This window comes from Mycobacterium sp. OAS707 (genome assembly GCF_014873705.1).
In the GTDB taxonomy this organism is placed as follows: domain Bacteria; phylum Actinomycetota; class Actinomycetes; order Mycobacteriales; family Mycobacteriaceae; genus Mycobacterium.
Window position 1 is genome coordinate 1,289,800 of record NZ_JADBDS010000001.1, and the last position, 25,436, is coordinate 1,315,235.

General features: G+C 64.9%; 24 protein-coding genes. 18 read left to right on the plus strand and 6 right to left on the minus strand.

What is annotated here, in order from left to right; genetic code table 11:
* Nucleotides 1-30: 30 nt before the first annotated feature.
* From GGC64_RS06400 to GGC64_RS06465, 14 genes are read left to right on the plus strand one after another with little or no spacing between them, the layout of a single operon-like run.
* Nucleotides 31-657 carry an NADH-quinone oxidoreductase subunit C gene (locus GGC64_RS06400; protein ID WP_225951524.1) on the plus strand — a complete coding sequence of 209 codons (627 nt, stop codon included), beginning with the start codon at nucleotides 31-33 and terminating at the stop codon, nucleotides 655-657.
* On the plus strand, nucleotides 657-1,976 hold the full coding sequence (nuoD, locus tag GGC64_RS06405) for an NADH dehydrogenase (quinone) subunit D (RefSeq protein WP_192721576.1): 1,320 nt from the start codon (nucleotides 657-659) through the stop codon (nucleotides 1,974-1,976). Before GGC64_RS06400 ends, nuoD begins: the two co-directional genes overlap by 1 nt.
* Nucleotides 1,973-2,842 (plus strand): NADH-quinone oxidoreductase subunit NuoE, encoded by an 870-nt coding sequence (nuoE, locus tag GGC64_RS06410; protein WP_192721577.1) that lies wholly within the window; start codon nucleotides 1,973-1,975, stop codon nucleotides 2,840-2,842. Before nuoD ends, nuoE begins: the two co-directional genes overlap by 4 nt.
* Complete coding sequence (nuoF, locus tag GGC64_RS06415) at nucleotides 2,839-4,155, plus strand: NADH-quinone oxidoreductase subunit NuoF (protein ID WP_192721578.1); 1,317 nt, start codon at nucleotides 2,839-2,841, stop codon at nucleotides 4,153-4,155. Before nuoE ends, nuoF begins: the two co-directional genes overlap by 4 nt.
* Nucleotides 4,156-6,543, plus strand: a complete 2,388-nt coding sequence (locus GGC64_RS06420) for an NADH-quinone oxidoreductase subunit G (RefSeq protein WP_192721579.1) — start codon at nucleotides 4,156-4,158, stop codon at nucleotides 6,541-6,543.
* A complete protein-coding gene (nuoH, locus tag GGC64_RS06425) occupies nucleotides 6,543-7,784 on the plus strand; it encodes an NADH-quinone oxidoreductase subunit NuoH (protein WP_192721580.1) in 1,242 nt (413 codons plus the stop codon). The genes GGC64_RS06420 and nuoH overlap by 1 nt, the downstream gene beginning before the upstream one ends.
* A complete protein-coding gene (gene nuoI, locus GGC64_RS06430; protein ID WP_192721581.1) occupies nucleotides 7,777-8,301 on the plus strand; it encodes an NADH-quinone oxidoreductase subunit NuoI in 525 nt (174 codons plus the stop codon). The genes nuoH and nuoI overlap by 8 nt, the downstream gene beginning before the upstream one ends.
* Nucleotides 8,302-8,309: 8 nt before the next feature.
* Entirely contained in the window at nucleotides 8,310-9,068 is a 759-nt protein-coding gene (locus GGC64_RS06435; RefSeq protein WP_192722425.1) for an NADH-quinone oxidoreductase subunit J, read from the plus strand.
* Nucleotides 9,065-9,364 carry an NADH-quinone oxidoreductase subunit NuoK gene (nuoK, locus tag GGC64_RS06440; protein WP_192721582.1) on the plus strand — a complete coding sequence of 100 codons (300 nt, stop codon included), beginning with the start codon at nucleotides 9,065-9,067 and terminating at the stop codon, nucleotides 9,362-9,364. Before GGC64_RS06435 ends, nuoK begins: the two co-directional genes overlap by 4 nt.
* A 7-nt stretch (nucleotides 9,365-9,371) precedes the next feature.
* A complete protein-coding gene (nuoL, locus tag GGC64_RS06445) occupies nucleotides 9,372-11,282 on the plus strand; it encodes an NADH-quinone oxidoreductase subunit L (protein WP_192721583.1) in 1,911 nt (636 codons plus the stop codon).
* Nucleotides 11,276-12,844 carry an NADH-quinone oxidoreductase subunit M gene (locus tag GGC64_RS06450; RefSeq protein ID WP_192721584.1) on the plus strand — a complete coding sequence of 523 codons (1,569 nt, stop codon included), beginning with the start codon at nucleotides 11,276-11,278 and terminating at the stop codon, nucleotides 12,842-12,844. The genes nuoL and GGC64_RS06450 overlap by 7 nt, the downstream gene beginning before the upstream one ends.
* Nucleotides 12,841-14,415, plus strand: coding sequence for an NADH-quinone oxidoreductase subunit NuoN (gene nuoN / locus GGC64_RS06455; protein ID WP_192721585.1), 1,575 nt, complete (start codon nucleotides 12,841-12,843; stop codon nucleotides 14,413-14,415). Before GGC64_RS06450 ends, nuoN begins: the two co-directional genes overlap by 4 nt.
* Entirely contained in the window at nucleotides 14,412-15,191 is a 780-nt protein-coding gene (locus GGC64_RS06460; protein ID WP_192721586.1) for an enoyl-CoA hydratase, read from the plus strand. Before nuoN ends, GGC64_RS06460 begins: the two co-directional genes overlap by 4 nt.
* A 28-nt stretch (nucleotides 15,192-15,219) precedes the next feature.
* Nucleotides 15,220-16,011: an SDR family NAD(P)-dependent oxidoreductase gene (locus GGC64_RS06465; RefSeq protein WP_192721587.1), complete on the plus strand. Its 792-nt coding sequence runs from the start codon at nucleotides 15,220-15,222 to the stop codon at nucleotides 16,009-16,011.
* Between the two features lie 7 nt (nucleotides 16,012-16,018).
* On the opposite strand, the gene GGC64_RS06470 is transcribed toward GGC64_RS06465, so the two are convergent.
* Both GGC64_RS06470 and GGC64_RS06475 read right to left on the minus strand, forming a co-directional pair.
* Nucleotides 16,019-16,699 carry a PIG-L deacetylase family protein gene (locus GGC64_RS06470; RefSeq protein WP_192721588.1) on the minus strand — a complete coding sequence of 227 codons (681 nt, stop codon included), beginning with the start codon at nucleotides 16,697-16,699 and terminating at the stop codon, nucleotides 16,019-16,021.
* Nucleotides 16,692-17,300, minus strand: a complete 609-nt coding sequence (locus GGC64_RS06475; protein WP_192721589.1) for a TetR/AcrR family transcriptional regulator — start codon at nucleotides 17,298-17,300, stop codon at nucleotides 16,692-16,694. Before GGC64_RS06475 ends, GGC64_RS06470 begins: the two co-directional genes overlap by 8 nt.
* Before the next feature lie 44 nt (nucleotides 17,301-17,344).
* Between GGC64_RS06475 and GGC64_RS06480 the strand changes: the two genes are divergently transcribed.
* Genes GGC64_RS06480 through GGC64_RS35135 form a run of 3 tightly spaced genes read left to right on the plus strand, consistent with a single transcriptional unit; the run spans nucleotide 17,345 to nucleotide 20,246 of the window.
* Entirely contained in the window at nucleotides 17,345-18,475 is a 1,131-nt protein-coding gene (locus tag GGC64_RS06480) for a phosphotransferase family protein (RefSeq protein WP_192721590.1), read from the plus strand.
* Complete coding sequence (locus GGC64_RS06485) at nucleotides 18,475-19,590, plus strand: hypothetical protein (RefSeq protein ID WP_192721591.1); 1,116 nt, start codon at nucleotides 18,475-18,477, stop codon at nucleotides 19,588-19,590. Before GGC64_RS06480 ends, GGC64_RS06485 begins: the two co-directional genes overlap by 1 nt.
* 44 nt (nucleotides 19,591-19,634) lie before the next feature.
* Entirely contained in the window at nucleotides 19,635-20,246 is a 612-nt protein-coding gene (locus tag GGC64_RS35135; RefSeq protein WP_369434955.1) for a DivIVA domain-containing protein, read from the plus strand.
* 40 nt (nucleotides 20,247-20,286) lie between these two features.
* On the opposite strand, the gene GGC64_RS06495 is transcribed toward GGC64_RS35135, so the two are convergent.
* Nucleotides 20,287-20,670, minus strand: a complete 384-nt coding sequence (locus GGC64_RS06495; protein WP_370582004.1) for a DUF4345 domain-containing protein — start codon at nucleotides 20,668-20,670, stop codon at nucleotides 20,287-20,289.
* A 36-nt stretch (nucleotides 20,671-20,706) separates the two neighbouring features.
* Between GGC64_RS06495 and GGC64_RS06500 the strand changes: the two genes are divergently transcribed.
* The gene (locus tag GGC64_RS06500; protein WP_192721593.1) at nucleotides 20,707-21,468 is read left to right on the plus strand and encodes a helix-turn-helix transcriptional regulator; all 762 of its coding nucleotides are present in this window, start codon (nucleotides 20,707-20,709) and stop codon (nucleotides 21,466-21,468) included.
* Here GGC64_RS06500 and GGC64_RS06505 read toward each other — a convergent pair.
* The 3 genes from GGC64_RS06505 to GGC64_RS06515 are packed head-to-tail and all read right to left on the minus strand — an operon-like array spanning nucleotide 21,401 to nucleotide 25,433.
* The gene (locus GGC64_RS06505) at nucleotides 21,401-22,918 is read right to left on the minus strand and encodes an NAD(P)/FAD-dependent oxidoreductase (protein ID WP_192721594.1); all 1,518 of its coding nucleotides are present in this window, start codon (nucleotides 22,916-22,918) and stop codon (nucleotides 21,401-21,403) included. The genes GGC64_RS06500 and GGC64_RS06505 overlap by 68 nt on opposite strands.
* Nucleotides 22,919-22,929: 11 nt before the next feature.
* The gene (locus GGC64_RS06510; protein ID WP_192721595.1) at nucleotides 22,930-24,411 is read right to left on the minus strand and encodes an NAD(P)/FAD-dependent oxidoreductase; all 1,482 of its coding nucleotides are present in this window, start codon (nucleotides 24,409-24,411) and stop codon (nucleotides 22,930-22,932) included.
* 41 nt (nucleotides 24,412-24,452) lie between these two features.
* A complete protein-coding gene (locus GGC64_RS06515) occupies nucleotides 24,453-25,433 on the minus strand; it encodes a TIGR03617 family F420-dependent LLM class oxidoreductase (RefSeq protein WP_192722427.1) in 981 nt (326 codons plus the stop codon).
* Nucleotides 25,434-25,436: the final 3 nt, after the last annotated feature.

The window sequence follows — 25,436 nt, forward strand, 5'->3', positions numbered from 1 at the left end:
CCCCCCGAGGTCATCGGTGTGCGCCGAGGAATGTTCGGCGCCAGAGGCACCGGCGACACCTCGGGATACGGGCGCCTGGTCCGTCCGGTGGCGCTGCCCGGCGGTTCGCCGCGCCCGTACGGCGGCTATTTCGACGACGTCGTCGACACGTTGACCGCCGCGCTGGGAGACGACGGTTACGCCGCTTCCATCGAGCGGGTGGTGGTCTACCGCGACGAGCTGACCCTGGAGGTTCGGCGCGAGCAGCTGCCCGCGGTGGCTCAGACCTTGCGCGACGACCCCGCCCTGCGGTTCGAGCTGTGCCTGGGGGTCAGCGGTGTGCACTATCCCGACGACCAAGGCCGCGAGCTGCACGCGGTCTACCCGTTGATGTCGATCACCCACAACCGCCGCATTCGCGTGGAAGTCGCCGCACCAGACGAGGACCCGCACATTCCGTCGCTGTATTCGGTGTATCCGACCGTGGACTGGCATGAGCGCGAGACCTACGACTTCTTCGGCATCGTCTTCGACGGCCATCCCGCCTTGACGCGCATCGAAATGCCCGACGACTGGGTGGGACATCCGCAGCGCAAGGACTATCCGCTGGGCGGCATCCCGGTGGAATACCACGGCGCCGAGATTCCACCGCCCGATCAGCGGAGGGCCTACAACTAATGAGCGCACCAACCAACCCGCCCGAAAGGGTGGTCGTCGTCGGCGGCCAGGATTGGGACCAAGTCGTTGCTGCGGCAAGGGAAAACGCGGCATCGCACGTCGGCGAACGGATCGTCGTCAACATGGGACCGCAGCACCCGTCCACCCATGGAGTGCTGCGCCTCATCCTGGAGATCGAGGGCGAGACCATCGTCGAGGCCCGGGCAGGCATCGGCTATCTGCACACCGGCATCGAGAAGAACCTCGAGTTCCGCAACTGGACCCAGGGCGTCACCTTCGTGACCCGAATGGATTACCTCTCACCGCTTTTCAACGAAACGGTGTACTGCCTTGGCGTGGAGAAGCTGCTCGGCGTCACCGAGGACATCCCGGAGCGGGCCAGTGTCATCCGCGTGATGATGATGGAGCTCAACCGCATTTCGTCGCATCTGGTCGCGCTGGCCACCGGCGGAATGGAACTGGGCTCCATGGGCGCGATGTTCTACGGCTTCCGCGAGCGCGAGCAGATCCTGTCGATCTTCGAAACCATCACCGGGCTGCGGATGAACAACGCCTACATCCGGCCCGGCGGCGTGGCGATGGATCTGCCCGAGGAAGCTGTGCCCCAGATCCGCGACATGCTCAAGCTGATGCCCCGCCGGCTGAAGGATCTCGAAGACCTGCTCAGCGAGAACTACATCTGGAAAGCGCGCACCCAGGGCATCGGCTACCTGGATCTGACCGGATGCATGGCACTGGGCATCACCGGTCCCTGCCTGCGCTCCACCGGTCTGCCCCACGATTTGCGCAGGGCAGAGCCGTATTGCGGCTACGAGAACTACGAGTTCGACGTCATCACCGACGACGGCTGCGACTCTTACGGCCGCTACCTGATCCGCGTCAAGGAGATGCACGAGTCGCTCAAGATCATCGAACAGTGCCTCGACAAACTGCAGCCAGGCCCGGTGATGATCACCGACAAGAAACTCGCGTGGCCGGCCGATTTGAAGCTCGGGCCCGACGGCCTGGGCAACTCACCTGAACACATCGCCAAGATCATGGGCCACTCGATGGAGGGACTCATCCACCACTTCAAACTCGTCACCGAAGGCATCCGGGTGCCCGCCGGTCAGGTGTACGTCGCGATCGAATCGCCGCGCGGCGAACTCGGCGTCCACATGGTCTCCGACGGCGGCACCCGCCCCTACCGGGTGCACTACCGAGACCCTTCGTTCAACAACCTGCAGGCGGTTGCCGCCATGTGCGAAGGCGGCATGGTCGCCGACGCGATCACCGCGGTGGCGTCGATCGACCCGGTGATGGGCGGGGTTGACAGGTGAGCGTCTTTCTCGAGTTGGGCCAGCGGCCAGACGAGCCCGGCCCACCGATCCAAGGCGCCAAGACCTACCCGGCCGACGTCGAAGCGCGACTGGCCGCCGATGCCGAGCAGGTGATCGCCAAGTATCCGCAGGGCCGGTCGGCCTTGTTACCGCTGCTGCACTTGGTGCAATCCCAAGACGGCTGCCTCACCGCGGCTGGTATCGCATTCTGCGCGAAGCAGTTGGGATTGACCGACGCCGAGGTGACCGCCGTCGCCACGTTCTACTCGATGTACCGGCGCACGCCGACGGGCGAGTATCTGGTCGGCGTCTGCACGAACACGCTGTGCGCGATCATGGGCGGCGACGCGATACTCGAAGCGCTGCAAGACCATTTGGGCGTTCACGCCGGCGAGACCACCTCCGATGGCCGCGTCACACTCGAACATGTCGAATGCAACGCCGCGTGCGATTACGCACCGGTCGTGATGGTCAATTGGGAGTTCTTCGACAACCAGACGCCATCATCGGCGCGCGATCTCGTCGATCAGTTGCGGGCAGGCCAACCGCCGGCGCCGACCCGTGGCGCACCGCTGTGCACTTTCAAGGAGACCGCGAGAGTTCTTGCGGGACTGCCCGATCCGGAGCGGGCCTCCACGCAGACCGGGCCTGGCGATGCGACGCTGGCCGGGCTGCGTGTCGCGCGCGAGCGTGGCATGGAGGCACCCGACGTCGAGGTAGCGACGGATTCGCACAGTGGCCCCGACGACGAGAAGGTGGCGAAGGAAGCCACGCGAAATCAGGCGGCCCCCGACCCAGCGGCTAGCGTGCCGCCCGAGCCGAAGGAACCCGAGACGGACCCGAGCGCAACGGACTCGAAGACATGACGCAACTCACTCCGGTGTTGAGCCGGTTCTGGGATGAACCCGAGCCATGGTCGCTTGACACCTACCGCCGCCACGATGGCTACAAGGCGCTCGAGAAGGCGCTCGGCATGGCCCCTGACGACGTCATCTCCACGATGAAGGATTCGGGTCTGCGCGGCCGCGGCGGCGCAGGATTCCCGACCGGTACGAAGTGGTCGTTCATCCCCCAGGACGACACGGGCGCCGGCGCCAAACCGCACTATCTGGTTGTCAACGCCGACGAGTCGGAACCTGGTACGTGCAAAGACATTCCGCTGATGTTGACGACGCCGCATTTTCTCGTCGAGGGCGTGATCATCGCGTCGTACGCGATCCGGGCGCACCATGCGTTCATCTATGTCCGCGGTGAGGTCGTGCCGGTGCTGCGCCGACTGCAGGCTGCGGTCGCCGAGGCCTACGACGCCGGATATCTCGGCTCCGATATTCAGGGGTCCGGGTTCGATCTCGAACTGATCGTGCACGCAGGCGCGGGCGCCTACATCTGCGGCGAAGAGACCGCTCTGCTGGACTCGTTGGAGGGCCGACGCGGCCAGCCCAGGCTGCGGCCCCCGTTCCCGGCGGTGGCCGGCCTCTACGCATCCCCCACTGTGGTCAACAACGTGGAATCGATCGCCAGTGTGCCGCCGGTGCTGCTGAACGGCGTGGACTGGTTCCGGTCGATGGGCACGGAGAAGTCGCCGGGGTTCACGCTTTACTCGCTGTCGGGGCATGTCACCAATCCCGGGCAATACGAGGCTCCGCTTGGAATCACGCTGCGCGAGCTACTCGAATACGCGGGAGGTGTCAGGGCCGGCCACTCCCTGAAGTTCTGGACACCCGGTGGTTCCTCGACGCCACTGCTGACCGACGAACACCTGGACGTACCACTGGATTACGAAGGCATGGCCGGTGTCGGCACCATGCTCGGCACCAAGGCGTTGCAGATCTTCGACGAAACGACGTGCGTGGTGCGCGCAGTCCGCCGCTGGACCGAGTTCTACGCACACGAGTCATGCGGCAAGTGCACGCCATGTCGCGAGGGCACCTACTGGCTGGCGCAGATCTACGAACGACTGGAAACGGGTGCCGGTACCGAAGCGGATATCCAGAAGCTGCTCGACATCGCCGACAACATCAACGGGAAGTCGTTCTGCGCGCTGGGAGATGGGGCCGCGGCGCCTATCATCTCGTCGCTCAAGTTCTTCCGCGATGAATACGTAGCGCACCTCTCGGGCGGTTGTCCGTTCGATCCGCATGCGTCGACGCTGATGGCAACGGAAGGGGTGGGTGTCTAGATGACGGTGACCGAGCCAGCGCATGACGCCCCGTCGGTCGAGATGGTGAACGTCATCATCGACGGCGTGGAAGTCAGTGTGCCGAAGGGCACCTTGGTGATTCGGGCCGCCGAACTGATCGGCGTGCAGATCCCGCGGTTCTGCGACCATCCGCTGCTGGACCCGGTTGGAGCGTGTCGGCAGTGCCTGGTCGAGGTCGAGGGCCAACGCAAGCCGATGGCGTCGTGCACCACGACGTGCACACCGGACATGGTGGTGCACACGCAGTTCACGTCCGAAGCCGCAGACAAGGCGCAGCAGGGGGTGATGGAACTCCTGCTCATCAACCATCCGCTGGATTGCCCGGTGTGCGACAAGGGCGGCGAGTGTCCGCTGCAGAACCAGGCGATGTCCAACGGCAGACCCGAGACGCGGTTCGAGGACGTCAAGCGGACCTTCCCCAAGCCGATCAACATCTCCTCCGAGGTGCTGCTGGACCGGGAACGCTGCGTGTTGTGCGCACGCTGCACCCGCTTCTCCGACCAGATCGCCGGCGACCCGTTCATCGAACTGCTCGAACGCGGTGCGCTGCAACAGGTCGGCATCGCGCCGGGCGAACCGTTCCAGTCGTACTTCTCCGGCAACACCGTGCAGATCTGCCCCGTCGGTGCGCTCACCGGCGCCGCGTACCGGTTCCGGGCCCGCCCGTTCGACTTGGTGTCCAGCCCCAGCGTCTGCGAGCACTGCGCGTCGGGCTGCGCCCAGCGCACCGACCATCGCCGCGGAAAAGTGATGCGCCGCTTGGCCGGTGACGATCCGCAGGTGAACGAGGAGTGGAACTGCGACAAGGGCCGCTGGGCGTTCACCTACACCACCCAGGGCGACCGGATCACCACTCCGCTGGTCCGTGACGAAGACGGCAAGTTGCGGCCGGCCTCCTGGTCGGAAGCCCTTGCCGTCGCCAGCGCAGGCCTGGCCGCGGCATACGGCAGCACCGGCGTGCTCGTCGGCGGGCGCGTGACCGTGGAAGATGCCTACGCATACTCCAAATTCGCCCGAATGGCGTTGGGCACCAACGACATCGACTTCCGCGCCCGCTCGCACAGCGCCGAGGAAGCTGATTTTCTGGCCGCGCATGTCGCGGGCCAGCCGATGACGGTGACCTACGCAGACCTGGAGAATGCGCCGTCGGTGCTGCTCGCCGGATTCGAACCCGAGGAAGAGTCGCCGATCGTGTTCCTGCGGCTGCGCAAGGCGGTCCGCAAGAACGCTGTGCAGGTCAAGTCGATTGCGCCCTTCGCCACCCGCGCACTGACCAAGATGCGGGGTGAACTGATCCCGACTGCGCCGGGTAACGAGGCGGCCGCCCTGGACAGTCTGGCCGACGATGCGAAGCTGAGGATGCCCGGCGCCGTAATCCTCGTCGGTGAGCGGCTGGCCGCCTCACCCGGAGCGCTTTCTGCCGCAGCGAAATTGGCGGCGGCTACCGGTGCCCGGCTGGCGTGGATACCGCGACGGGCCGGTGAGCGCGGTGCGTTGGAGGCCGGCGCACTGCCCGGGCTGCTTCCTGGCGGACGGCCCGTCAGCGACGCGGCAGCTCGCGAACAGACTGCTGCCGGGTGGAATTTCGACGAGCTGCCGTCGACGCCTGGCCGTGACGCCGCAGGCATCCTCGAGGCGGCACGAAGCGGTGAACTCGGTGCGCTACTCATCGGCGGGATTGAGCTCGCCGACCTGCCCGACCCCGACGTGGCACTGAAGGCGATCGACGCTGCACCATTCGTCGTGAGCCTCGAGCTGCGCGAAAGTGCCGTCACCGCACTCGCCGACGTCGTGTTCCCCGTCGCACCGGTCGTGGAGAAGGCCGGCTCGTTCATGAACTGGGAGGGCCGCATTCGCCCGTTCGCGCCGTCGCTGCAGACCAACGCGTTGCCGGACCTGCGGGTGCTCGCGTTCCTGGCCGATGAGCTCGGGATTGACCTCAACATGGCGTCCGCGTTGGTCGCGGGCGACGAGATGGCACGCCTGGGTCTGTGGGCAGGGCAGCGACCCGCTTCTCCCGAAGGGACACCGCCACGCCCGGCGTCCCCGGGTAAGGGACAGGCTGTGTTGGCGAGCTGGCGGATGCTGCTCGACGCGGGTCGGCTTCAGGATGGCGAACCGCATCTCGCGGGCACCGCACGAGAGCCGGTCGCACGGTTGTCGGCGGCGACCGCGGCCGGAATCGGCGTAGCAGAAGGCGATCTGGTGACCGTGAGCACGGACCGCGGCGCGATCACCCTGCCGCTGACGATCACGGAGATGGTCGACGACACTGTGTGGTTACCGCTCAATTCCCCTGGCTCAGCGGTATATCCGCAACTCGGCGTGACTGCAGGTTCCGTCGTGACGATCGGACGGTCGGCCTGATGACATATCCGGATCCCACCCTCTTCGGCCACGATCCGTGGTGGCTGATGATCGCCAAGGCGCTCTTCATTTTCGTCTTCCTGATGTTGTCCTTGCTGGTGGCCATCCTCCTCGAGCGAAAGCTGCTCGGCTACATGCAGAACCGGCCAGGCCCCAACCGGGTCGGGCCGTGGGGGCTGCTGCAGTCACTGGTCGACGGAGTGAAGCTGGCCCTCAAAGAGGGCCTCATTCCTGCGGGGGTGGACAAATTCATCTACCTTGCGGCGCCGGTCATCTCCGTGGTTCCCGCGTTCATCGCGTTCTCCGTCATTCCCATGGGCGGTGAGGTGTCGATATTCGGACACCGCACCGCGCTGCAGCTGACCGATATGCCCGTCGCGGTGCTGTTCGTACTCGCCGCGACGTCGATCGGGGTGTACGGAATCGTGTTGGCGGGCTGGGCGTCCGGCTCCACTTATCCGCTGCTGGGTGGCCTGCGGTCGAGCGCCCAGGTGATCTCGTACGAGATCGCGATGGCGTTGTCGTTCGCCGCGGTGTTCATCTACGCGGGCACCATGTCGACCTCGGGCATCGTCGCGTCCCAGCAGGGTCTCTGGTACATCTTCCCACTACTGCCGTCGTTCCTTGTCTACCTGACGTCGATGGTCGGCGAAACCAACCGGGCGCCTTTCGATCTGCCCGAGGCCGAAGGCGAACTGGTAGGCGGGTTCCACACCGAGTACTCGTCCATCAAGTTCGCGATGTTCATGCTCGCCGAGTACGTGAACATGTTCACGGTGTCGGCGCTGGCGACCACGTTGTTCTTCGGCGGCTGGCATGCGCCATGGCCGATCAACATGTGGGACGGGGCCAATCACGGTTGGTGGCCGCTACTTTGGTTCGTCGCGAAGGTCTGGACGTTCATGTTCGTCTTCTTCTGGCTGCGCGGCACGCTCCCACGGATGCGCTATGACCAGTTCATGGGGTTGGGCTGGAAGGTGCTGATCCCGGTCTCGCTGGTGTGGATCATGATCGTGTCGAGCACGCGCGCACTGCGCAACCACGGTTACGGCCAACTGACGACCGGGCTGATCACGGTCGGCGCTGTGGTCGCGCTCATCATCCTGTTCCTGTTGGCCAGATCGCTGCGGTCGAGAACCGTCACGAACGTTCCAGAGCAAGCCGTTGATGCCGGAGCGTTCCCGGTGCCACCGCTGCCGGCGGCGGCGAAGAAGATCTCAAAGGAGAAGGCCGATGCCTAAGTTCCTGGACGCGATCGCCGGCTTCGGTGTCACGTTCTCCACGATGTTCAAGAAGCGGATCACCGAGCAGTATCCGGAGAAGCCCGGCCCCGTGGCCAAGCGTTACCACGGCCGCCATCAGCTCAACCGGTATCCCGACGGGCTGGAGAAATGCATCGGCTGCGAGCTGTGCGCATGGGCCTGTCCCGCCGACGCCATCTACGTCGAGGGCGCGGATAACACTGAGGAAGAACGCTTTTCGCCCGGGGAACGCTATGGCCGGGTTTATCAGATCAACTACCTGCGGTGCATCGGCTGCGGGTTGTGCATTGAGGCGTGTCCCACCCGGGCACTGACGATGACCAACAACTATGAAATGGCCGATGACAACCGCGCCGACTTGATCTGGGGCAAGGACAAACTGCTGGCCCCACTGCAGTCGGGCATGCTGCCCCCGCCCCACGACATGGCGCCGGGAAGCACCGATGAGGACTACTACCTGGGCAACATCAAGCCGGTGACCGAGGACGTCAAGTGACGATCGAGATCCTCGCCGCGCTTCCCTCGGAAGCCGCGGGGCACACCTCCACGACGGAGGCGGTGCTGTTCTGGGTGCTGGGTACGGTCGCGGTGCTCGGCGCAATCGGCGTGGTATCCGCACCGAAGGCCGTGTATTCGGCGATGTTTCTGGCCACCACGATGATCGTGCTGGCGGTGTTCTACATCGCGCAGGGCGCGCTCTTCCTTGGCGTCGTGCAGGTGGTGGTCTACACCGGCGCGGTGATGATGCTCTTCCTGTTCGTGCTGATGCTCATCGGTGTCGACTCCTCCGAGTCGCTTGTCGAAACCATTCGGGGACAACGTGTCGCGGCCATCGTCGTCGGACTGGGTTTCGGTGTCCTGGTCATCGCAGGCGTCGGCAGCGTGTCGGTGAACGGCTACGCCGGGCTGGCAGAGGCCAATAGCGGCGGCAATGTCGAGGGGCTGGCCGTGCTGATCTTCACCAAGTACTTGTGGGCGTTCGAACTGACCGGTGCCCTGCTGATCACCGCTGCGCTCGGTGCGATGGTGCTGGCCCACCGCGAGCGGTTTGAGCGGCGTAAGACCCAACGTGAGTTGGCGCAGGAGCGGTTCCGGCCCGGCGGGCATCCGACCACGCTGCCCAATCCCGGTGTGTACGCCCGCAACAACGCCGTCGACATCGCCGCGCGCCTCCCCGACGGGTCCGCCTCGGAGCTGTCGGTGAGTGCGATTCTCCAGACACGAACCGTGAGTCAGACCAACGGCAATGGGGGTGACGAGTGAATCCCGACAATTACCTGTACTTGTCGGTGTTGTTGTTCACCATTGGTGCGGCGGGCGTGTTGTTGCGCCGCAACGCGATCATCATGTTCATGTGTGTGGAGTTGATGCTGAATGCCGCGAATCTGGCGTTCGTCGCGTTCTCCCGCATGCACGGCCATTTGGATGGTCAAGTGGTGGCGTTCTTCACCATGGTGGTGGCCGCGTGCGAGGTCGTGGTCGGTCTCGCCGTCATCATGACCGTCTTTCGCACCCGCCGGTCGGCTTCGGTCGACGAAGCCAGTCTGCTGAAACACTAAGGCCGCCATGACAACTCTTGTGTGGCTGGTGATCGCCCTGCCGCTGGCCGGCGCCGCCGTCCTGCTGCTTGCCGGCAGAGCAACCAACAGCTGGGGTCACCTGCTGGGCTGTGCCGCCTCGTTGGCCTCCTTCGGTGCGGGCGTCGTGTTGTTCGTCGACATGCTCGGGCGCCACGCAGAAGACCGAGTGATCCACCAGGCCCTGTTCTCCTGGGTGCCCGTCGGCGGGCTGCAGGTGGACTTCGGCCTGCAACTCGACGCGCTGTCGATGTGTTTCGTACTGCTGATCACCGGCGTCGGCTCGCTGATCCACATCTACTCGATCGGCTACATGGCCGAAGATCCCGAACGCAGAAGGTTTTTCGCCTACCTCAACCTTTTTCTCTCGGCGATGCTGCTGCTGGTGCTGGCCGACAACTACCTCGGGCTCTACGTCGGCTGGGAAGGCGTGGGCCTGGCGTCGTATCTGCTGATCGGCTTCTGGCAGCACAAACCCTCTGCCGCAACGGCGGCCAAGAAGGCGTTCGTGGTCAACCGTGTCGGCGACATGGGTCTGGCCATCGCGCTGATGGTGATGTTCGCCTACATCGGGTCGATCTCCTATGCCGGCGTCTTCTCCGCAGCCCCCAAACTCAGTGAAGGCGTCCTGACCGCGATCGGGCTGCTGCTGTTACTCGCCGCGTGCGGCAAGTCCGCCCAGGTCCCGCTGCAGTCCTGGCTGGGCGACGCGATGGAAGGCCCCACCCCGGTCTCGGCGTTGATTCACGCCGCCACCATGGTCACCGCCGGCGTCTACCTGATCGTGCGGTCGGGCCCGGTGTTCAACCTGGCGCCGGGAGCTCAACTGGGCGTGGTGATCGTCGGCGCGGTGACGCTGTTGTTCGGCGCGATCATCGGCTGCGCCAAGGACGACATCAAGAAAGCACTCGCGGCCTCCACGATGTCGCAGATCGGCTACATGGTGCTGGCCGCCGGGCTGGGCCCGGCCGGGTACGCGTTCGCGATCATGCACCTGCTCACCCACGGCTTCTTCAAAGCCGGGCTGTTCCTCGGCGCCGGGTCGGTCATGCACGCCATGGGCGACGAGGTGAACATGCGCCGCTACGGCGGGCTGCGCAAGGCGCTGCCGATCACCTTCGCCACTTTCGGGCTGGGCTACCTGGCGATCATCGGCGTCCCACCACTGGCCGGGTTCTTCTCCAAAGACGGCATCATCGAGGCCGCGCTGGGCAGCGGCGGCATCAAGGGCCCGATCCTGGGGGCTGCGGCGATCCTGGGTGCAGGCATCACCGCGTTCTACATGACCCGGGTGATGTTGATGACGTTCTTCGGCGAAAAGCGTTGGGCTTCCGAGGCGAGCGAAGCGACGGGGAACCAGTTGGTGGTACATCCGCACGAATCACCAGCGGTCATGACGTGGCCGATGATCCTGTTGGCCATCGGCTCGGTGTTCTCCGGCGGCTTCTTCGCCATCGGCGGCACCCTGCAGAAGTGGCTGGAACCCGTCGTCGGCGCCCACGAAGAGGCACACGCGACCCCGGTGTGGGTGGCCACCACAGTGATCCTCGTCGTGGTCGCCGTCGGAATCGCGATCGCCTACCGCATGTACGCCAGCCGCGCCGTACCAGAAGAGGTGCCGGCGGGCTCCGCGCTCACCGCAGCGGCGCGCCGGGATCTCTACGGGGATGCCTTCAACGAACGGGTGTTCATGCGGTCGGGGCAGCAGCTCACCGAGGGTCTCGTCGAGATAGACGACGAGGTGGTCGACGGGGCCGCCAACGGACTCGCCGCGGTCGTCGGTCGAATCTCGGACGGATTCCGGCAATTGCAAACCGGATTCGCCCGCTCGTATGCCCTGTCGATGTTGGCCGGTGCGGCCCTTGTGGTCGCCGCGATCCTGGCGGTGCAGCTGTGGTGAACAACATCCCGTGGCTCACGATCCTGTGGGCGATCCCGATGCTCGGCGCGGCGCTGGTGATGGTGTTGCCCGCCTCGCAGCGCGTCACGGCCAAGTGGCTCGCGTTGGTGACGTCGTTGGCCGTGCTCGGGGTGACGTTGGTGATCGCGGTCGGCTTCAAGCCGGGCGGCGAGCAGTACCAGTTCGTCGAAAACCACAAGTGGATCCCGTCTTTCGGCACCGGCTACATCCTTGGCGTCGACGGCATCGCCCTCGCCATTGTCGTGTTGACCGCTGTCCTGGTGCCGCTGCTGATCATCGCGGGCTGGAACGACGCCAGCGACCAGATCGGCTGGGGCGGCCGCTCGGTGCACACGTACTTCGCGCTGACGCTCGCGGTCGAGGGCATGGTGTTGATGTCGCTGGTCTCGCTGGACGTGCTGCTGTTCTACGTGTTCTTCGAGGCCATGCTCATCCCGATGTACTTCCTGATCGGGGGGTTCGGCGGCGAAAACCGATCCAAAGCAGCGGTGAAGTTCTTGCTGTACAACCTATTTGGCGGCCTGATCATGCTCGCCGCGGTGATCGGCCTCTACGTGGTGACCGCGCAGAGCAACGCGTTCGCCGCAGGGACGTTCGACTTCCGCGCGATCGTCGCCGCTGTGTCCAGTGGTCAGTTCGTGATGAGCCCGGCCGTGATGAACCTGTTGTTCGGCGGGTTCATGTTCGCCTTCGCGGTCAAGGCGCCGCTGTGGCCGTTTCATCGGTGGCTGCCCGACGCCGCAGTTGAGGCCACTCCGGCCAGCGCAGTGCTGATGATGGCGGTCATGGACAAGGTCGGCACGTTCGGCATGCTGCGCTACTGCCTGCAGCTGTTCCCTGACGCCTCAATGTATTTCCGGCCGCTGATCATCACACTGGCGGTCATCGGCATCGTCTACGGCGCGATCCTCGCGATCGGCCAGGTCGACGTGATGCGGCTGATCGCCTACACGTCGATCTCACATTTCGGTTTCATCATTCTCGGCATCTTCGTGATGACCAGCCAAGGCCAGTCCGGGTCAACCCTGTACATGGTCAACCACGGCATCTCCACCGCTGCGCTGTTCCTGATCGCCGGATTCCTGGTGTCACGCAGGGGAACCCGCTTGATCAGCGCATACGGCGGAGTGCAGAAGGTCGCGCCGGTGCTGGCCGGCACGTTCCTGGTCGCCGGTCTTGCGACATTGTCACTGCCCGGTCTGGCGCCGTTCATCAGCGAATTCCTGGTCCTGATCGGAACATTCACGCGCTACCCGGCATTCGCGGTGTTTGCGACGTTGGCCCTTGTGCTCTCAGCGCTCTACATCCTGTGGGCCTACCAGCGGATGATGGGCGGCCCGGTCAAGGAGGGCAACGATCGGTTGCGCGACTTGGTGCCTCGCGAAATCTTGGTCGTCGCACCGCTTATCGCGCTACTGCTGCTGCTCGGGGTGTATCCGAAACCCGTTCTCGACGTGATCAACCCCGCGGTCAGTCACACGCTGACCACCATCGACCAACCTGACCCGGCACCGAAGATGGCAGAAGGGCCGGCACGATGAACATACCTACCCCCACAGTCGAATACGGCCTGCTCTCTCCCATGCTGATCGTGCTCGGGGTGGCCGTCGTCGGTGTGCTCGTCGAAGCGTTCCTCCCACGCCAGCAGCGCTACGCCGCGCAGTTGGTCCTCAGCGTTGGCGGCCTGGCCGCCGCGTTGGTGGCGGTCATCGGGCTTGCCAGGGATCTGAAGGGCAGCCCAGGACGAACGGCAGTGGGCGGCGCCATCGCCGTCGACGCGCCAACGCTGTTCCTCCAGGCCACCATCGTGCTGGTCGGTGTGCTCGGCATCCTGCTCATCGCCGAACGCCGCATCACCGCACCTTCCGACGAAGAACCGGGCCCGGGCCTGGATGCGTTCACTCCGCAAGCCTCGGCGATCGCGGGCAGCGTCGTGGAAAAGCTGGCCACCAAAGCGGGCGTGATGCAGACCGAGGTGTTCCCGCTGACGATGTTCGCCATCGGCGGCATGCTGATCTTCCCCGCAGCCGATGATCTGCTGACCATGTTCATCGCGCTCGAGGTGCTGTCGCTGCCGCTGTACCTGTTGTGCGGCCTTGCCAGAAGGCGGCGGCTGCTCTCGCAGGAAGCCTCGGTGAAATACTTTCTGCTCGGGGCGTTTTCGTCCGCGTTCTTCCTGTACGGCGCCGCCATGCTGTATGGGTACGCGGGCACGCTGAACCTCGCCGGCATCGCCGATGCGGTGGCTGCGGGGTCCGGCAAGACGTCGCTGGCGCTGATCGGCACCGGGCTGCTGCTCGTCGGGGTGTTGTTCAAGGTCGGGGCGGTGCCGTTCCACTCCTGGATCCCGGACGTGTATCAAGGCGCTCCCACCCCGATCACCGCATTTATGGCCGCCGCCACCAAGATCGCCGCGTTCGGCGCGATGCTGCGCATCTTCTATATCGCACTACCGGGTCTGCACGACGACTGGCGACCGGTGATGTGGGCGATCGCGATCCTGACGATGGTGATCGGCACCGTCACCGCCGTGACCCAGAACGACGTCAAGCGGATGCTGGCCTATTCGGCGGTGGCACACACCGGCTTCATCCTGACCGGCGTCATCGCCCAGAACGAAGCCGGCGTGTCATCGACGCTGTTCTATCTGTTCGCTTACGGTTTCAGCACTGTCGGCGCCTTCGCCGTGGTGGGCCTGGTGCGAAATCCAGCAGGCGAAGAGGACACCGCGCTGGCCCGGTGGGCCGGCCTGGGCAGGCGCTATCCCGTTGTCGGCATTGTGTTTTCGTTGTTCTTGCTCGCCTTCGCCGGTATCCCGTTGACGAGCGGCTTCGTCAGTAAGTTCGCGGTGTTCAAGGCCGCGGGTGAGGGCGGTGCGATTCCTCTGGTCGTCATCGGCGTCGTTGCCAGCGCGGTGGCTGCCTACTTCTATGTGCGGGTAATCGTGTTGATGTTCTTCACCGAACCGCCCGACGACGCGCCCGCCGTGGTGGTGCCCAGCGTATTGACCACCGCGGTCGTCACGATCACCGCGGCGGTGACGTTCGCGCTCGGCGCGCTGCCGCAGCCGCTACTGGACCTGGCGAACACCGCCAACCAGTTCTTGCCGTGACCGAATCTCTTGTCCTGACGGCGGATCACGGCGCCGTCAGGTTGCTGACGCTCAATCGGCCCGAAGCGCGAAATGCGTTGAGCCGGGACCTGATCAGGGCGGCATACACCGCACTGACCCAAGCCGACGCCGACGATGCCGTGCGAGCAGTAGTGCTGACCGGCGCCGATCCGGCCTTCTGCGCCGGCGTCGACCTCAAGGAGGCCCAGCGCGACGGGCTGAAGTATTTCGAGGAGTTCCGCTCGCAAAGCTGCATCGCGGCGGTCGCCAAGATGCGCACGCCCATCGTCGGCGCGATCAACGGGGCGACTTTCACCGGCGGCCTCGAGATGGCACTCGGCTGCGACTTTCTCGTCGCATCGGAGCGGGCGGTCTTCGCCGACACGCATGCCCGCGTAGGCATCCTGCCGGGCGGGGGGATGACGGCGCGACTCCCCCAACTCGTCGGCTTGGGGATGGCGCGGCGGCTGTCGATGACGGGTGAGGTCGTCGACGCGGCCCGCGCCGAGCGCATCGGTTTGGTGACCGAGGTGGTGTCGCACAACAGCCTTCTCGATCGGGCGCTGTCACTCGCCGCACAGGTCGCCGAGGTTCCCGGTCCGGTCATGTTGGGGCTCAAGGAGATCTATACGGCCGGCTCCGCCGCAGTAATCGATCCCGGGCTTGCCGCGGAGGCGAAGATCGCCTTCGCGCAGCACCGGAATTTCGAGGGCCTCGGCGACCAGTTCCACGCCGTCTCCGAGCGCAACAAACAGCAGATCGAACAGCCGGAATAGCGCTGCGGACGCCGAGGTTGTGGACCACATGACCTCACTGACTGGTAAGACAGCACTGGTAACCGGCGCCTCTCGCGGCATCGGCCGTGCCATCGCCCAGAGACTTGCGCAGGATGGCGCCACAGTAGCCATCCACTATGGGAGTAACGAAGCCGCGGCGGCCGATACCGTCGCCGCGATTCAAGCCGCCGGCGGCCAGGCATTCCCCGTGCGTGCCGAACTCGGGATCGATGGCGACGTGGACACCTTGTTCGCGGCGCTGGAGAACGGTCTCGGCGGGCGTCCGCTCGACATCCTGGTGAACAACGCGGCCATCGTCACCTATGAGGGGACGATCGACGGAGCCACGCCCGAACAGTTCGATCGGGAATTCGCCATCAATGTACGAGCGCCACTTTTCATCACCCAGCGAGCATTGCCGCTGCTGCGTGACGGCGGCCGCATCATCAACATCACCTCTGGCGTCACCTGGTTCGCGACGCCACAGATCGTCTATTCAATGACAAAGGGCGCTCTCAATGTGCTCGGCCGTTCGTTGGCCAATACGGTTGGGACCCGCGGTATTACGGTCAACAATGTCTCCCCTGGCATCACAGACACCGAGATGAACTCGTGGCTGCACGAGTCGGACGAAGCGGTTTCCGGCGTTGCAGGTATCACCGCACTGAACCGTGTCGGAGCATCGGCCGACATCGCCGACGTCGTCGCGTTCTTCGCTTCCGACGACAGCCGGTGGGTCACCGGTCAGACCGTCGAGGTCAACGGGGGGCTGTGGCTCGGTGAGCGCACCGCGTTGATTCCGAACGCAGCCAACGGATAGATGATCGTCATGACCTGAATCGCCGCAGATTGAACTCCACGGTGCGTCTACCGCCGAATTCCGGGCGCGGACTCGTCGTCATGTCGACCTGCTTGCGAGCCTGCTCCAGCACCGGCGTGTCCGGGTCGAGCACCGAGAGATAGACCTCGTGTGCGGCCAGCGAGGCGACGGCCCGGTCGAAGCAGTCGTCGTCGACGACTTCGGCATGGGTGACTTCCGGCCCGTTCTCGAACAGCCAGCGCGGCGGATCAGGCAGCGAGTCATAAGCCGCTGCAACGGCATTGGAGAACTCGATGTGGTCGCGCTGGTTCGGCTCCCCCGGCGCCCATTCCGGGCCACTGTAGATCGTCAGCACGACGTCGGGCGCCAGCGCGGTGATCGTCTCGGCAATCTTGGCGCGCAGCTCGGGTGTGTTGTGAATCTGACTGTCCGGGAAGTCCCAGAACTGCAACTCCTCGACACCAACGATGGCAGCCGATCGGCGTTGTTCGGTTTCCCTCAGCGGGCCGGCTTGCTCGGGTGGCATACCCGCGATGCCCACCTCACCGCGACAGGCGAGCGCGTAGTGCACGACCTTTCCCTGGGACGTCCATTTGGCGACAGCCGCCGCGCAGCCGTACTCCGGGTCGTCGGGATGTGGCACCAGAAGCAGCGCGGTGTGCCAGTCAGTCGGAAACCGCTCAAGCATCGCCCAATGCCACCACACCGTGGACGACAATGGCGCTGGTCTGTGCGACCCAGTCCTCGCCGAGCGGTTCGTCGGGATGCAACAGGACCCGCAACATCGTGGCGCCGCCGATCACTTCGACCAGCCGGTCGGGATCGACATCCGCGTGCACCTCGCCGCGACGGACCGCGTCCGCCAGCCGTGTCCGCACGGCGTCGAATACGTCGGTGAATCGGCTCATCACCCTTGCGTTCAGGTCGGCATCGCCTGCCATGTCGGCGATCAACCCCGGCAACGCGGCGCGCACCAGGGGGCTGGTGAACACATCGCGGGCCGCGGCGATCATCGCGTGGACATCGGCTGCGATGTCGCCCGGTGGCGTCTCGATTGCAGTCGGCGCCGCAGGGAAAGCCGCCTCGTGCACAAGTTCGGCCTTGCTCGACCACCGCCGGTACAGCGCGGTCTTGGTGGTTCCCGCGCGCTCGGCCACCGCCGCCATGGTCAGGCTCGAATAGCCGATTTCCACAAGCAGATCCGCCGCGGCGCGCAATATGGCAGCGTCGATTCGCGGATCCCGGGGCCGCCCCGGGGTCTTGTCAACGACAGACACGTCTGCTTTCATAACGCTACCCACCGTATCGTAATTATCGGCCGAAGGAAGAATTTGTGGCTACTGAACCGGCTGTCGAAGATGTCAGCCGCCTCGAGCACTCCAGTCGCGACCTGAGCACGCTGCCCGACGTGATGTCGGGCTGGTTGTCCACCGTGATGCCAGGCGGCGTAAAGCCCGAGATCACCGTAGAAAGCGGTGTCGATTCCAACGGCATGTCGTCGGAGACGATCATCTTGACCGGCCGCTGGAACGAGGACGGCCAACCGCGGGAAGAGAAGTGGGTGGCGCGGGTGGCCCCCACCGCACAGGACGTGCCGGTGTTTTCGTCGTACCGAATGGACCACCAGTTCGACGTGATCCGACTGGTTGGCGAAATGACCGATGTTCCGGTTCCGCGCGTGCGCTGGCTGGAGCCGACGGGCTCGGTGCTGGGGACGCCGTTTTTCCTGATGGATTACGTCGAGGGCCAAGTGCCGCCTGACGTCATGCCGTACACCTTCGGCAACAACTGGTTCGCCGACTCTCCCGCCGAGCGGCAACGCGAACTGCAGGACAGCACGGTCGAGGTGATCGCCAAACTGCATTCGATCCCGGACGCCGAGACGACGTTTGGGTTCCTTGCCGACGGATCGGAACCAAATGCGTTGCGGCGCAATCTCAACTGGTTGCAGTCGTGGTATCAGTTCGCGGTACCCGATATCGGCCGTTCGGAACTACTGGAGCGGGCGCTGGACTGGCTCGAGTCGAACTGGCCCGCCGACGTCGCCGCAACGGATCCGGTGCTGGTGTGGGGCGACTCGCGAGTAGGCAACGTGCTGTACTCCGACTACCGGCCGGTGGCCGTGCTGGACTGGGAGATGGCGGTGCTCGGTCCGCGTGAGATGGACGTGGCCTGGATCATCTTCGCCCACATGGTCTTTCAGGAACTCGCTGGCATGGCCGGGCTGCCCGGGCTACCCGACTTCATGCGCGAAGAGGACGTCAAGGCGACCTATTCACAGCTCACCGGCGTCGAACTCGGCGACCTGCACTGGTTCTACGTGTACTCCGGCGTGATCTGGGCGTGTGTGTTCATGCGGACCAGTGCGCGGCGCGTGCGGTTCGGCGAGATCGAGAAACCCGACGATGTGGAGTCGCTGTTCTACCACGGCTCGGTGCTCAAGCGACTGATCGGAGAGGCGTAATGCTCGGCCCCATGGACGAATACCCGGTACATCAGATTCCGCAGCCCATTGCATGGCCGGGTTCGAGCGACCGTAATTTCTACGACCGCTCCTACTTCAACGCACACGACCGCACCGGCGACATATTCGTGATCTCGGGTATCGGCTACTACCCGAATCTCGGTGTCAAAGACGCATTCCTGTTGGTGAGGCGGGGTGACGTGCAGACGGCGGTGCACCTCAGCGGTGCCATCGATCAGGACCGGCTGAACCAGCACGTCGGCAATTACCGCGTCGAGGTGATCGAGCCGTTGCACAAGCTGCGCATCGTGCTCGACGAAACCGAGGGCATCGCAGCGGATCTGACGTGGGACGGGCTGTTCGACGTCGTGCAGGAGCAACCGCACATCATGCGGCGCGGCAACCGCGTGACTCTCGACGCGCAGCGGTTCGCTCAGGTGGGCGCCTGGAGTGGACACCTGGTGGTCGACGGCGAAGAGATCGCTGTCGATCCGTCCTGCTGGATCGGCTCGCGCGATCGGTCTTGGGGTATCCGGCCAATCGGAGAAGCCGAACCCGCGGGACGCCCCGATGATCCGCCGTTCGAAGGCATGTGGTGGCTGTACGTGCCGATGGCGTTCGACGACTTCGGCATCGTGGTGATCATCCAGGAGGACCCGCAGGGCTTCCGGTCACTCAACGACTGCACCCGCATCTGGAAGGACGGCCGCGTCGAACAGTTGGGTTGGCCGCGGGTCAAGATCCACTACCGCTCCGGTACACGGATCCCGACCGGTGCTACCATCGAGGCGACCGCATTCGACGGCAGCCCAGTGCATTTCGACGTCGAGTCGAAACTGCCGGTGCCCATTCACGTCGGCGGCGGGTACGGCGGGGACTCCGACTGGCTGCACGGAATGTGGAAGGGCGACAACTTCACTGAACGCCTCACCTACGACATGACCGATCCCGCGATCGTCGGGCGCGCCGGCTTCGGCGTCATCGACCACGTCGGCCGGGCGGTATGCCGCGAAGCCGACGGCGTCGAACGCGAGGGTTGGGGCCTGTTCGAACACGGCGCGCTCGGCCGGCACGATCCGTCGGGCTTCGCCGACTGGTTGACCGTCGCGCCTTAACCAAATGCCGGGTCCCGGAAACCTTCCGGTGGGACCATTCGCTGGTGGACCAAGATGACCCCGAGCGGCGGATCGACGAGCTGGAAAGCCAGTTGGCCGACCGGAATCACGTCGCGCAGCCGGAACGAGCAGCCGATGGTTTGGGACTAACCCCAGACGATGTCCATAACCAGGCATTCTCGAGTGCGAAGGGCGGACGTCGCGGCTACCACGAAGACGAGGTTGACGCGTTTCTGGACCGCGTCGAGGCAACGCTACGAGATCCGACAAGTGACCGCCTCACTGCGGCGGACATCGGCAACGCGGCGTTCTCCAGGGCGCCGATCGGAAGGCGCGGATATGACGAAGAGGAAGTTGATGCGTTTCTTCATCGCGTGGCGGTTGAGGTGGCGCGCCGCTCCGGGCAACCGCTAGCGGCCGATCCCGGACCCCGTCACCTTCGACAAGCGGACGAGTCAACCGCGGAGAAGATCGTCAACCACGTTGCCGCGTTCGGAGTGGAACTTTTCGGCCATCACTCCGCCGTGACGTGGCGAGCGCCGCTGGTACTCGCGTTGGTGTTCCTTCTGCTCGGCTTCGCCACCCATCCCGCTTACTTTGTCGTCGCCGGTTTTCTGTTGCTTTGGGCGACCGTTGCGTGGCGCACCGACCGGTGACGGCAGGTGATTCGGCGCGCGTATCCACGCGCAGCGACGGTTAGCGCGCCGAAGTCGCAAAGAGCGCGCCGGCAGCCAGTGATTCGACCAAGAAGTAGAACCAGTTCGGATAGAACGCGGTGCGGTCGCCCAGGATCGCAGCGGCCACGCGTCCAACGGCCATCCCTACCAAGGCGGCCGCAACGGTGATCAAGATGCCCCTTCGCAGGTCGCCGTCCGCAGCCGCCGCGTATGCGAGCACCGCCGCGATAGCCAGCCCGAAGCCGCCGTAGACCGCGCGCACCTCCGACCGTGATGCGTCTCCCCCGAGCGTCGTGCCGAATGGGCGCACCAGCGCGGCGGGCGCGGCAAGCGCGTACACGCCCATACCGAGGAAGAACACGGCGATGACGCCGATGACTGCAGTGCCGATTGGGCTGGCCACGATAACCTCCTGTCGAGTTGACGTGAGGAGGCCAGCATGACGGCAAAGGCCGGCGCGGCGCTTCCACAAACCTGCTATCCGTCGATCTGGCTGTGGCCGGGCCAGGCGCTTTATGCAGGTCCCAGCCTGAACCTCGCACCGCATTCGGGCTCGGTGTGGTGCCTCGCGGTCGGCATCGACGGGCCGCTCACCGTCGCGACGGAAGACGGAGTCAAACGCACGGCGCTCAGCGTCCTGATTCCGCCGAGGATGGTCCACCAGCTGACCTGCCACGGCGCCGGGCTGGTCTCCTGCTATCTGGAGCCGACATCGGAGCGCGCCAACGCGAGCAGACCCAAGTTCGACGACTGGCAAGGCGAAGTCGGCCTACGACACGTCGACGAAGAACGCCTGCAGTTCAGCCCGACCGACGACGAAACCGCTTCGCACTGGCTCGATTTGGCGGCGCCCGCCGCGCAGCGGCACATCGATCCCCGCATTGTCGCCGCGGCGCGCACAATACGTGACGACCCCGCGGGATCGGTTGCGTCGCGCGAACTCGCCGCTGCCGCAGGACTTTCCGAGTCACGGTTCCTGCACCTGTTTCGCGACGAACTCGGCACCAGTTTGCGCCGCTATCGGCTGTGGGTGCGGTTGACGCACGCGGGAGCGGCCATCGCGGCGGGTGACAACCTCACCACGGCGGCGATGAAGTCGGGTTTCGCCAGCCCGTCGCACCTGGCCGACAGGTTCAAGACGACATACGGGTTGTCCGCGTCCCAGTTGCTCGGGACGGGACTGACCCTGCGGACGCCGTAGCCGCACGCCCGAACACCATCGATTCCTCGATGGACTCGAATGGCCGGCGAAGCACGTCGAGCAGGAAGTTCTGCGATATCTGCCACGGCCTGCGATTGCCCGTCTTCGGCAGCATGTGCAGTCCCCGCTTCACGTAACCCGATTCCAGTTTGAACGCAGGCTCCTCGGACATGCCAACGGTGCCGACATGCGGATAGGCATGGGTGTAGCCATGAGAATCCATGTACGCCAACAAATTTGCGAACGACTTCGCGGTCAGGTCGGCGCCCAGGGTCCACGAAGCGTTGGTGTAGCCGACACACCACGCGGCGTTCGGAACGTCCTCGAGCATGTGGCGGCGATACAGAAACCGATCATGCGGGTCGACCTGCCTGCCGTCCACTCTGATCCGCGCGCCGCCAAGCGACTGCAACTGCAGTCCCGTCGCGGTGACAATCACGTCGGCGTCCAAATGGCGGCCCGAGCGCAAAACGATGCCCGTGGCATCCATGTGATCGACGTGGTCGGTCACCATCTCGACCCGGCCCTTGGCGATCTCCTTGTACAGATCGGCGCCGATGATGAAGCACAACCGCTGATCCCACGGGTTGTACGGCGGATTGAAATGCGTGTCGATGTCGTAGTCCGCCGGCAGCGTGCTCTCGGCGGTGCGGCGGAGAAAGCGCCTGCTGAACTCGGGCGCCCGGCGGGCGACGACCCACATGACCACCCCGACGATCGCGTTGCGCCAGCGGACGATCCAGTGAGCGAGCTTCAGCGGCAAGAACTTCCGGAGTGCCACTGCCGTCGGCTCGACCTTGACTGAGGAGATCATGTACGACGGCGTGCGCTGCAACATCGTCACGTGGGCGGCCCTGTCCGTCAGCGACGGGATGAGACTGACCGCGGTCGCCCCGCTGCCGATGACCACGACTCGTTTGCCTGCGAAGTCCAGCGATTCGGGCCAGTGCTGGGGATGCACGACCTGGCCATTGAAGGACTCCATTCCGGGAAACGTTGGCGCATAGGGCTCGTCGTAGTTGTAGTAGCCGGTGCCGAAAAACACGAACCGGCTACGGTACGTCGCGGGGTGGCCATCCTGGTCAACCTGCAGTGTCCACGTGTCGGTCGTCGAGTCCCAGTCAGCGCAACGGACGTAGGTGCGGTAACGAATACGCTTGTCGATGCCGTGCTTGCGCGCGGTCTGATCGAGGTATTCCCAGATATGTTCCCCGTCGACGATCATCTCCGGCCGGGTCCACGGCTCCCACGGAAAGCACAGCGTGTAGATGTCGCTGTCCGATCGAATTCCCGGATACCGGAACAGGTCCCAAGTACCGCCCAACCGCTCCCGTCGCTCCAAGATCGTCAACGACAGGTGCGGATTGCGTTCGCGGATCCGGTACGCGGCGCCGATGCCGGATATGCCGGCACCGATGATCAGGACATCCGAATATTCGGGTTCGCTCACCTTGGCACCTCCTAGGCGGGTTTCGCCTCCCGAGCCTCCGCGCGGCCGAACACCATCGACTCCTCGATGCGGTCGAGACGATGGTCGATGGCATCGAGTACGTAGTTGTGCCGCACGTTCCACGGTCGGCGCGTGCCGGACTTCGGCAGCGCGTGCAATGCGCGCTGCACATAACCCGCGTTGATGTTCCACGCCGGCTTCTCCGGCATCGGCTTGTCGCCAAGGTGCGGGTAGGCGTGGGTGTACCCGTGACCGTCCATGTAGGCCAACAGTTTTGCGACCGAACGCGCGGTGAGGTCGGCGCGCAGTGTCCACGATGCGTTGATGTAGCCGACGCACCACGCCATGTTCGGGATGTCCTCGAGCATGTGCTCCTTGTAGACGAACCGGTCCTGCGGCTTGATCTCGGCACCGTCGATGCTGATCGCCACCCCACCCAGCGCCTGCAGTTGCAGGCCCGTTGCGGTGACGATCACGTCAGCATTCAGGTGGCGGCCGGAGTTCAGCACGATGCCACTGTCGTCGATGTGATCGATCGTGTCGGTGACGACTTCGGCGCGGCCTTGGCCCACCACGCTGTAGAGATCGTTGTCGAGGATCGCGCACACGCGTTGATCCCATGGGTCGTACCTGGGCTTGAAGTGAACGTCGACCGGATAGCCCTCTGGGAGAGCATTTTTCGCAAGTGCGCGGATCAATCGTCGGCTGAGCTTCGGCGCCTTGCGCGCGATCGCGTACGTAAGCACGGTGAACAACGTGTTGTACAGCCGAACGGCGGCGAGTGCGACCCGCGGCGGCAACACTTTTCGGAGCGCCTGCACCACGGGGTTTATCCGGGGCACCGACAACATGTAGGTCGGGGACCGCTGCAACATGGTCACGTGGCCGGCCTTCTCGGAAAGCGACGGGATCATGCTCACAGCGGTTGCACCGCTGCCGATCACCACCACCCGTTTGCCCGTGTAGTCGAAGCCTTCTGGCCAGAACTGGGGGTGTAAGACTTCGCCGGTAAACGTCTCGATGCCCGGAAACTCCGGGCGATACGGCTCGTCGTAGTTGTAGTAGCCGGTGCCGAAGAAGACGAACCGACCGCGGTAGGTCTTCGGGCTACCGTTCTGCTCCGTCTCGACGGCCCACGTATCGGTGGTCGAGTCCCAGTCTGCGGACAGCACCCGGGTGTTGAACCGGATGTGCTCGTCGATGCCGTGCTTGCGAGCCGTTTCGCTCAGGTACGCGCGGATGTCGGAGCCGTCGGCCACGTTCTCCGGCCGTCGCCACGGCTCGTACGGGTAGCTGAGCGTGAAGATGTCACTGTCGGAGCGGATACCGGGATAGCGAAACAAGTCCCAGGTGCCGCCGATGCGGCCACGCCGTTCCAGCACCGTGTACGACAGCCCGGGATTCTTCTCATGGATCCGGTATGCGGCGCCGATTCCCGAAATTCCTGCGCCGATGATCAGCACGTCGGAGTATTCGACGTCTGTCGCGGTCATACCCAACCCCCTTTGGTCCGGCTGGGTACCACGATAGGGGCTCAGCGGTTGAGTGCGTCGACGATCGCGGCGAGCGACTCCACCGCGATCGGTCCTGGCTGGTAGATGCAGATTCGGTCGGACACTCCTGCCACCCGGTCGCGGATGTGCGCGGCGATGTCGGCGGGGCTGCCGCATGCCGCGATGGTGTGCAGCACCTCGTCGTCGATCAGCGCGCCCATGTCCTCCCACCGGCCCTGTTTGGACAGCTTGTTGAGCTCGGGCTGCAGCTCACCCCAGCCGTGCACGTCCAGGACGGGCCGGTAGGCGGGCGTCGACCCGTAGAACGCAAGCAGCCTGCGGGTGGCGGCGTGGTCTTCGTCTTTGTCGCCTGCAGACACGATGATCTCCGGCACCACCGCGAAGTCGCCCTCGGCGCGGCCAGCAGCGGCAAGCCCCTCCCGCACGGCCGGCATCGTCGCTTCCTGCAGAAACCGCTTGGAGCCGAACGGCATGACAAGCAAACCGTCGGCGACCTCGGCGGTGGCCCGTGTCAGCCGCGGCCCGAGCGCCCCGACGTAGATCGGCGGCGGGCCGTACGGGTTGGCGCCGGGGCTGAAGGTCGGCGTCATCAGCGTGTGCCGGTAGTACTCCCCGCGGAAGTCGAGCCGTTGGCCGGAGTTCCACGCCGCGAAGATGGCCCGCAATGCGCGCACCAATTCCGTCATCCTGGCAACCGGCCGGTCGAACTCGGCGCCGAACCGCTTCTCGATCTGCGCCCGCACCTGCGTGCCGAGGCCGAGCGTGAACCGACCCTTGGTCAGCAACTGCAAGTCATTGGCTTGGTGGGCGAGATGAATCGGGTTGCGGGGAAACGCAATCGCGACGTTGGTCATCAGATCGAGGCCTTCGACAGCCGCGGCCAGGGCCAGCGGTGTGAACACGTCGTGCGGCCCCTCGAAGGTGAACACCCCGCAGGCACCGGCTTCGTGCAGCACGTGGGCGCGTTCCTTGGCATCCGTCGGCCCGAACAGCGCTGTCATCAC

Coding starts and splice junctions, on each gene's coding strand:
- GGC64_RS06400 (WP_225951524.1), top strand. CDS start 31: ATGTTCGGCGCCAGAGGCACCGGCGACACCTCGGGATACGGGCGCCTG.
- nuoD (WP_192721576.1), top strand. CDS start 657: ATGAGCGCACCAACCAACCCGCCCGAAAGGGTGGTCGTCGTCGGCGGC.
- nuoF (WP_192721578.1), top strand. CDS start 2,839: ATGACGCAACTCACTCCGGTGTTGAGCCGGTTCTGGGATGAACCCGAG.
- GGC64_RS06420 (WP_192721579.1), top strand. CDS start 4,156: ATGACGGTGACCGAGCCAGCGCATGACGCCCCGTCGGTCGAGATGGTG.
- nuoH (WP_192721580.1), top strand. CDS start 6,543: ATGACATATCCGGATCCCACCCTCTTCGGCCACGATCCGTGGTGGCTG.
- nuoI (WP_192721581.1), top strand. CDS start 7,777: ATGCCTAAGTTCCTGGACGCGATCGCCGGCTTCGGTGTCACGTTCTCC.
- nuoL (WP_192721583.1), top strand. CDS start 9,372: ATGACAACTCTTGTGTGGCTGGTGATCGCCCTGCCGCTGGCCGGCGCC.
- nuoN (WP_192721585.1), top strand. CDS start 12,841: ATGAACATACCTACCCCCACAGTCGAATACGGCCTGCTCTCTCCCATG.
- GGC64_RS06465 (WP_192721587.1), top strand. CDS start 15,220: ATGACCTCACTGACTGGTAAGACAGCACTGGTAACCGGCGCCTCTCGC.
- GGC64_RS06470 (WP_192721588.1), bottom strand. CDS start 16,699: ATGCTTGAGCGGTTTCCGACTGACTGGCACACCGCGCTGCTTCTGGTG.
- GGC64_RS06475 (WP_192721589.1), bottom strand. CDS start 17,300: ATGAAAGCAGACGTGTCTGTCGTTGACAAGACCCCGGGGCGGCCCCGG.
- GGC64_RS06485 (WP_192721591.1), top strand. CDS start 18,475: ATGCTCGGCCCCATGGACGAATACCCGGTACATCAGATTCCGCAGCCC.
- GGC64_RS06500 (WP_192721593.1), top strand. CDS start 20,707: ATGACGGCAAAGGCCGGCGCGGCGCTTCCACAAACCTGCTATCCGTCG.
- GGC64_RS06510 (WP_192721595.1), bottom strand. CDS start 24,411: ATGACCGCGACAGACGTCGAATACTCCGACGTGCTGATCATCGGCGCA.
- GGC64_RS06515 (WP_192722427.1), bottom strand. CDS start 25,433: ATGACAGCGCTGTTCGGGCCGACGGATGCCAAGGAACGCGCCCACGTG.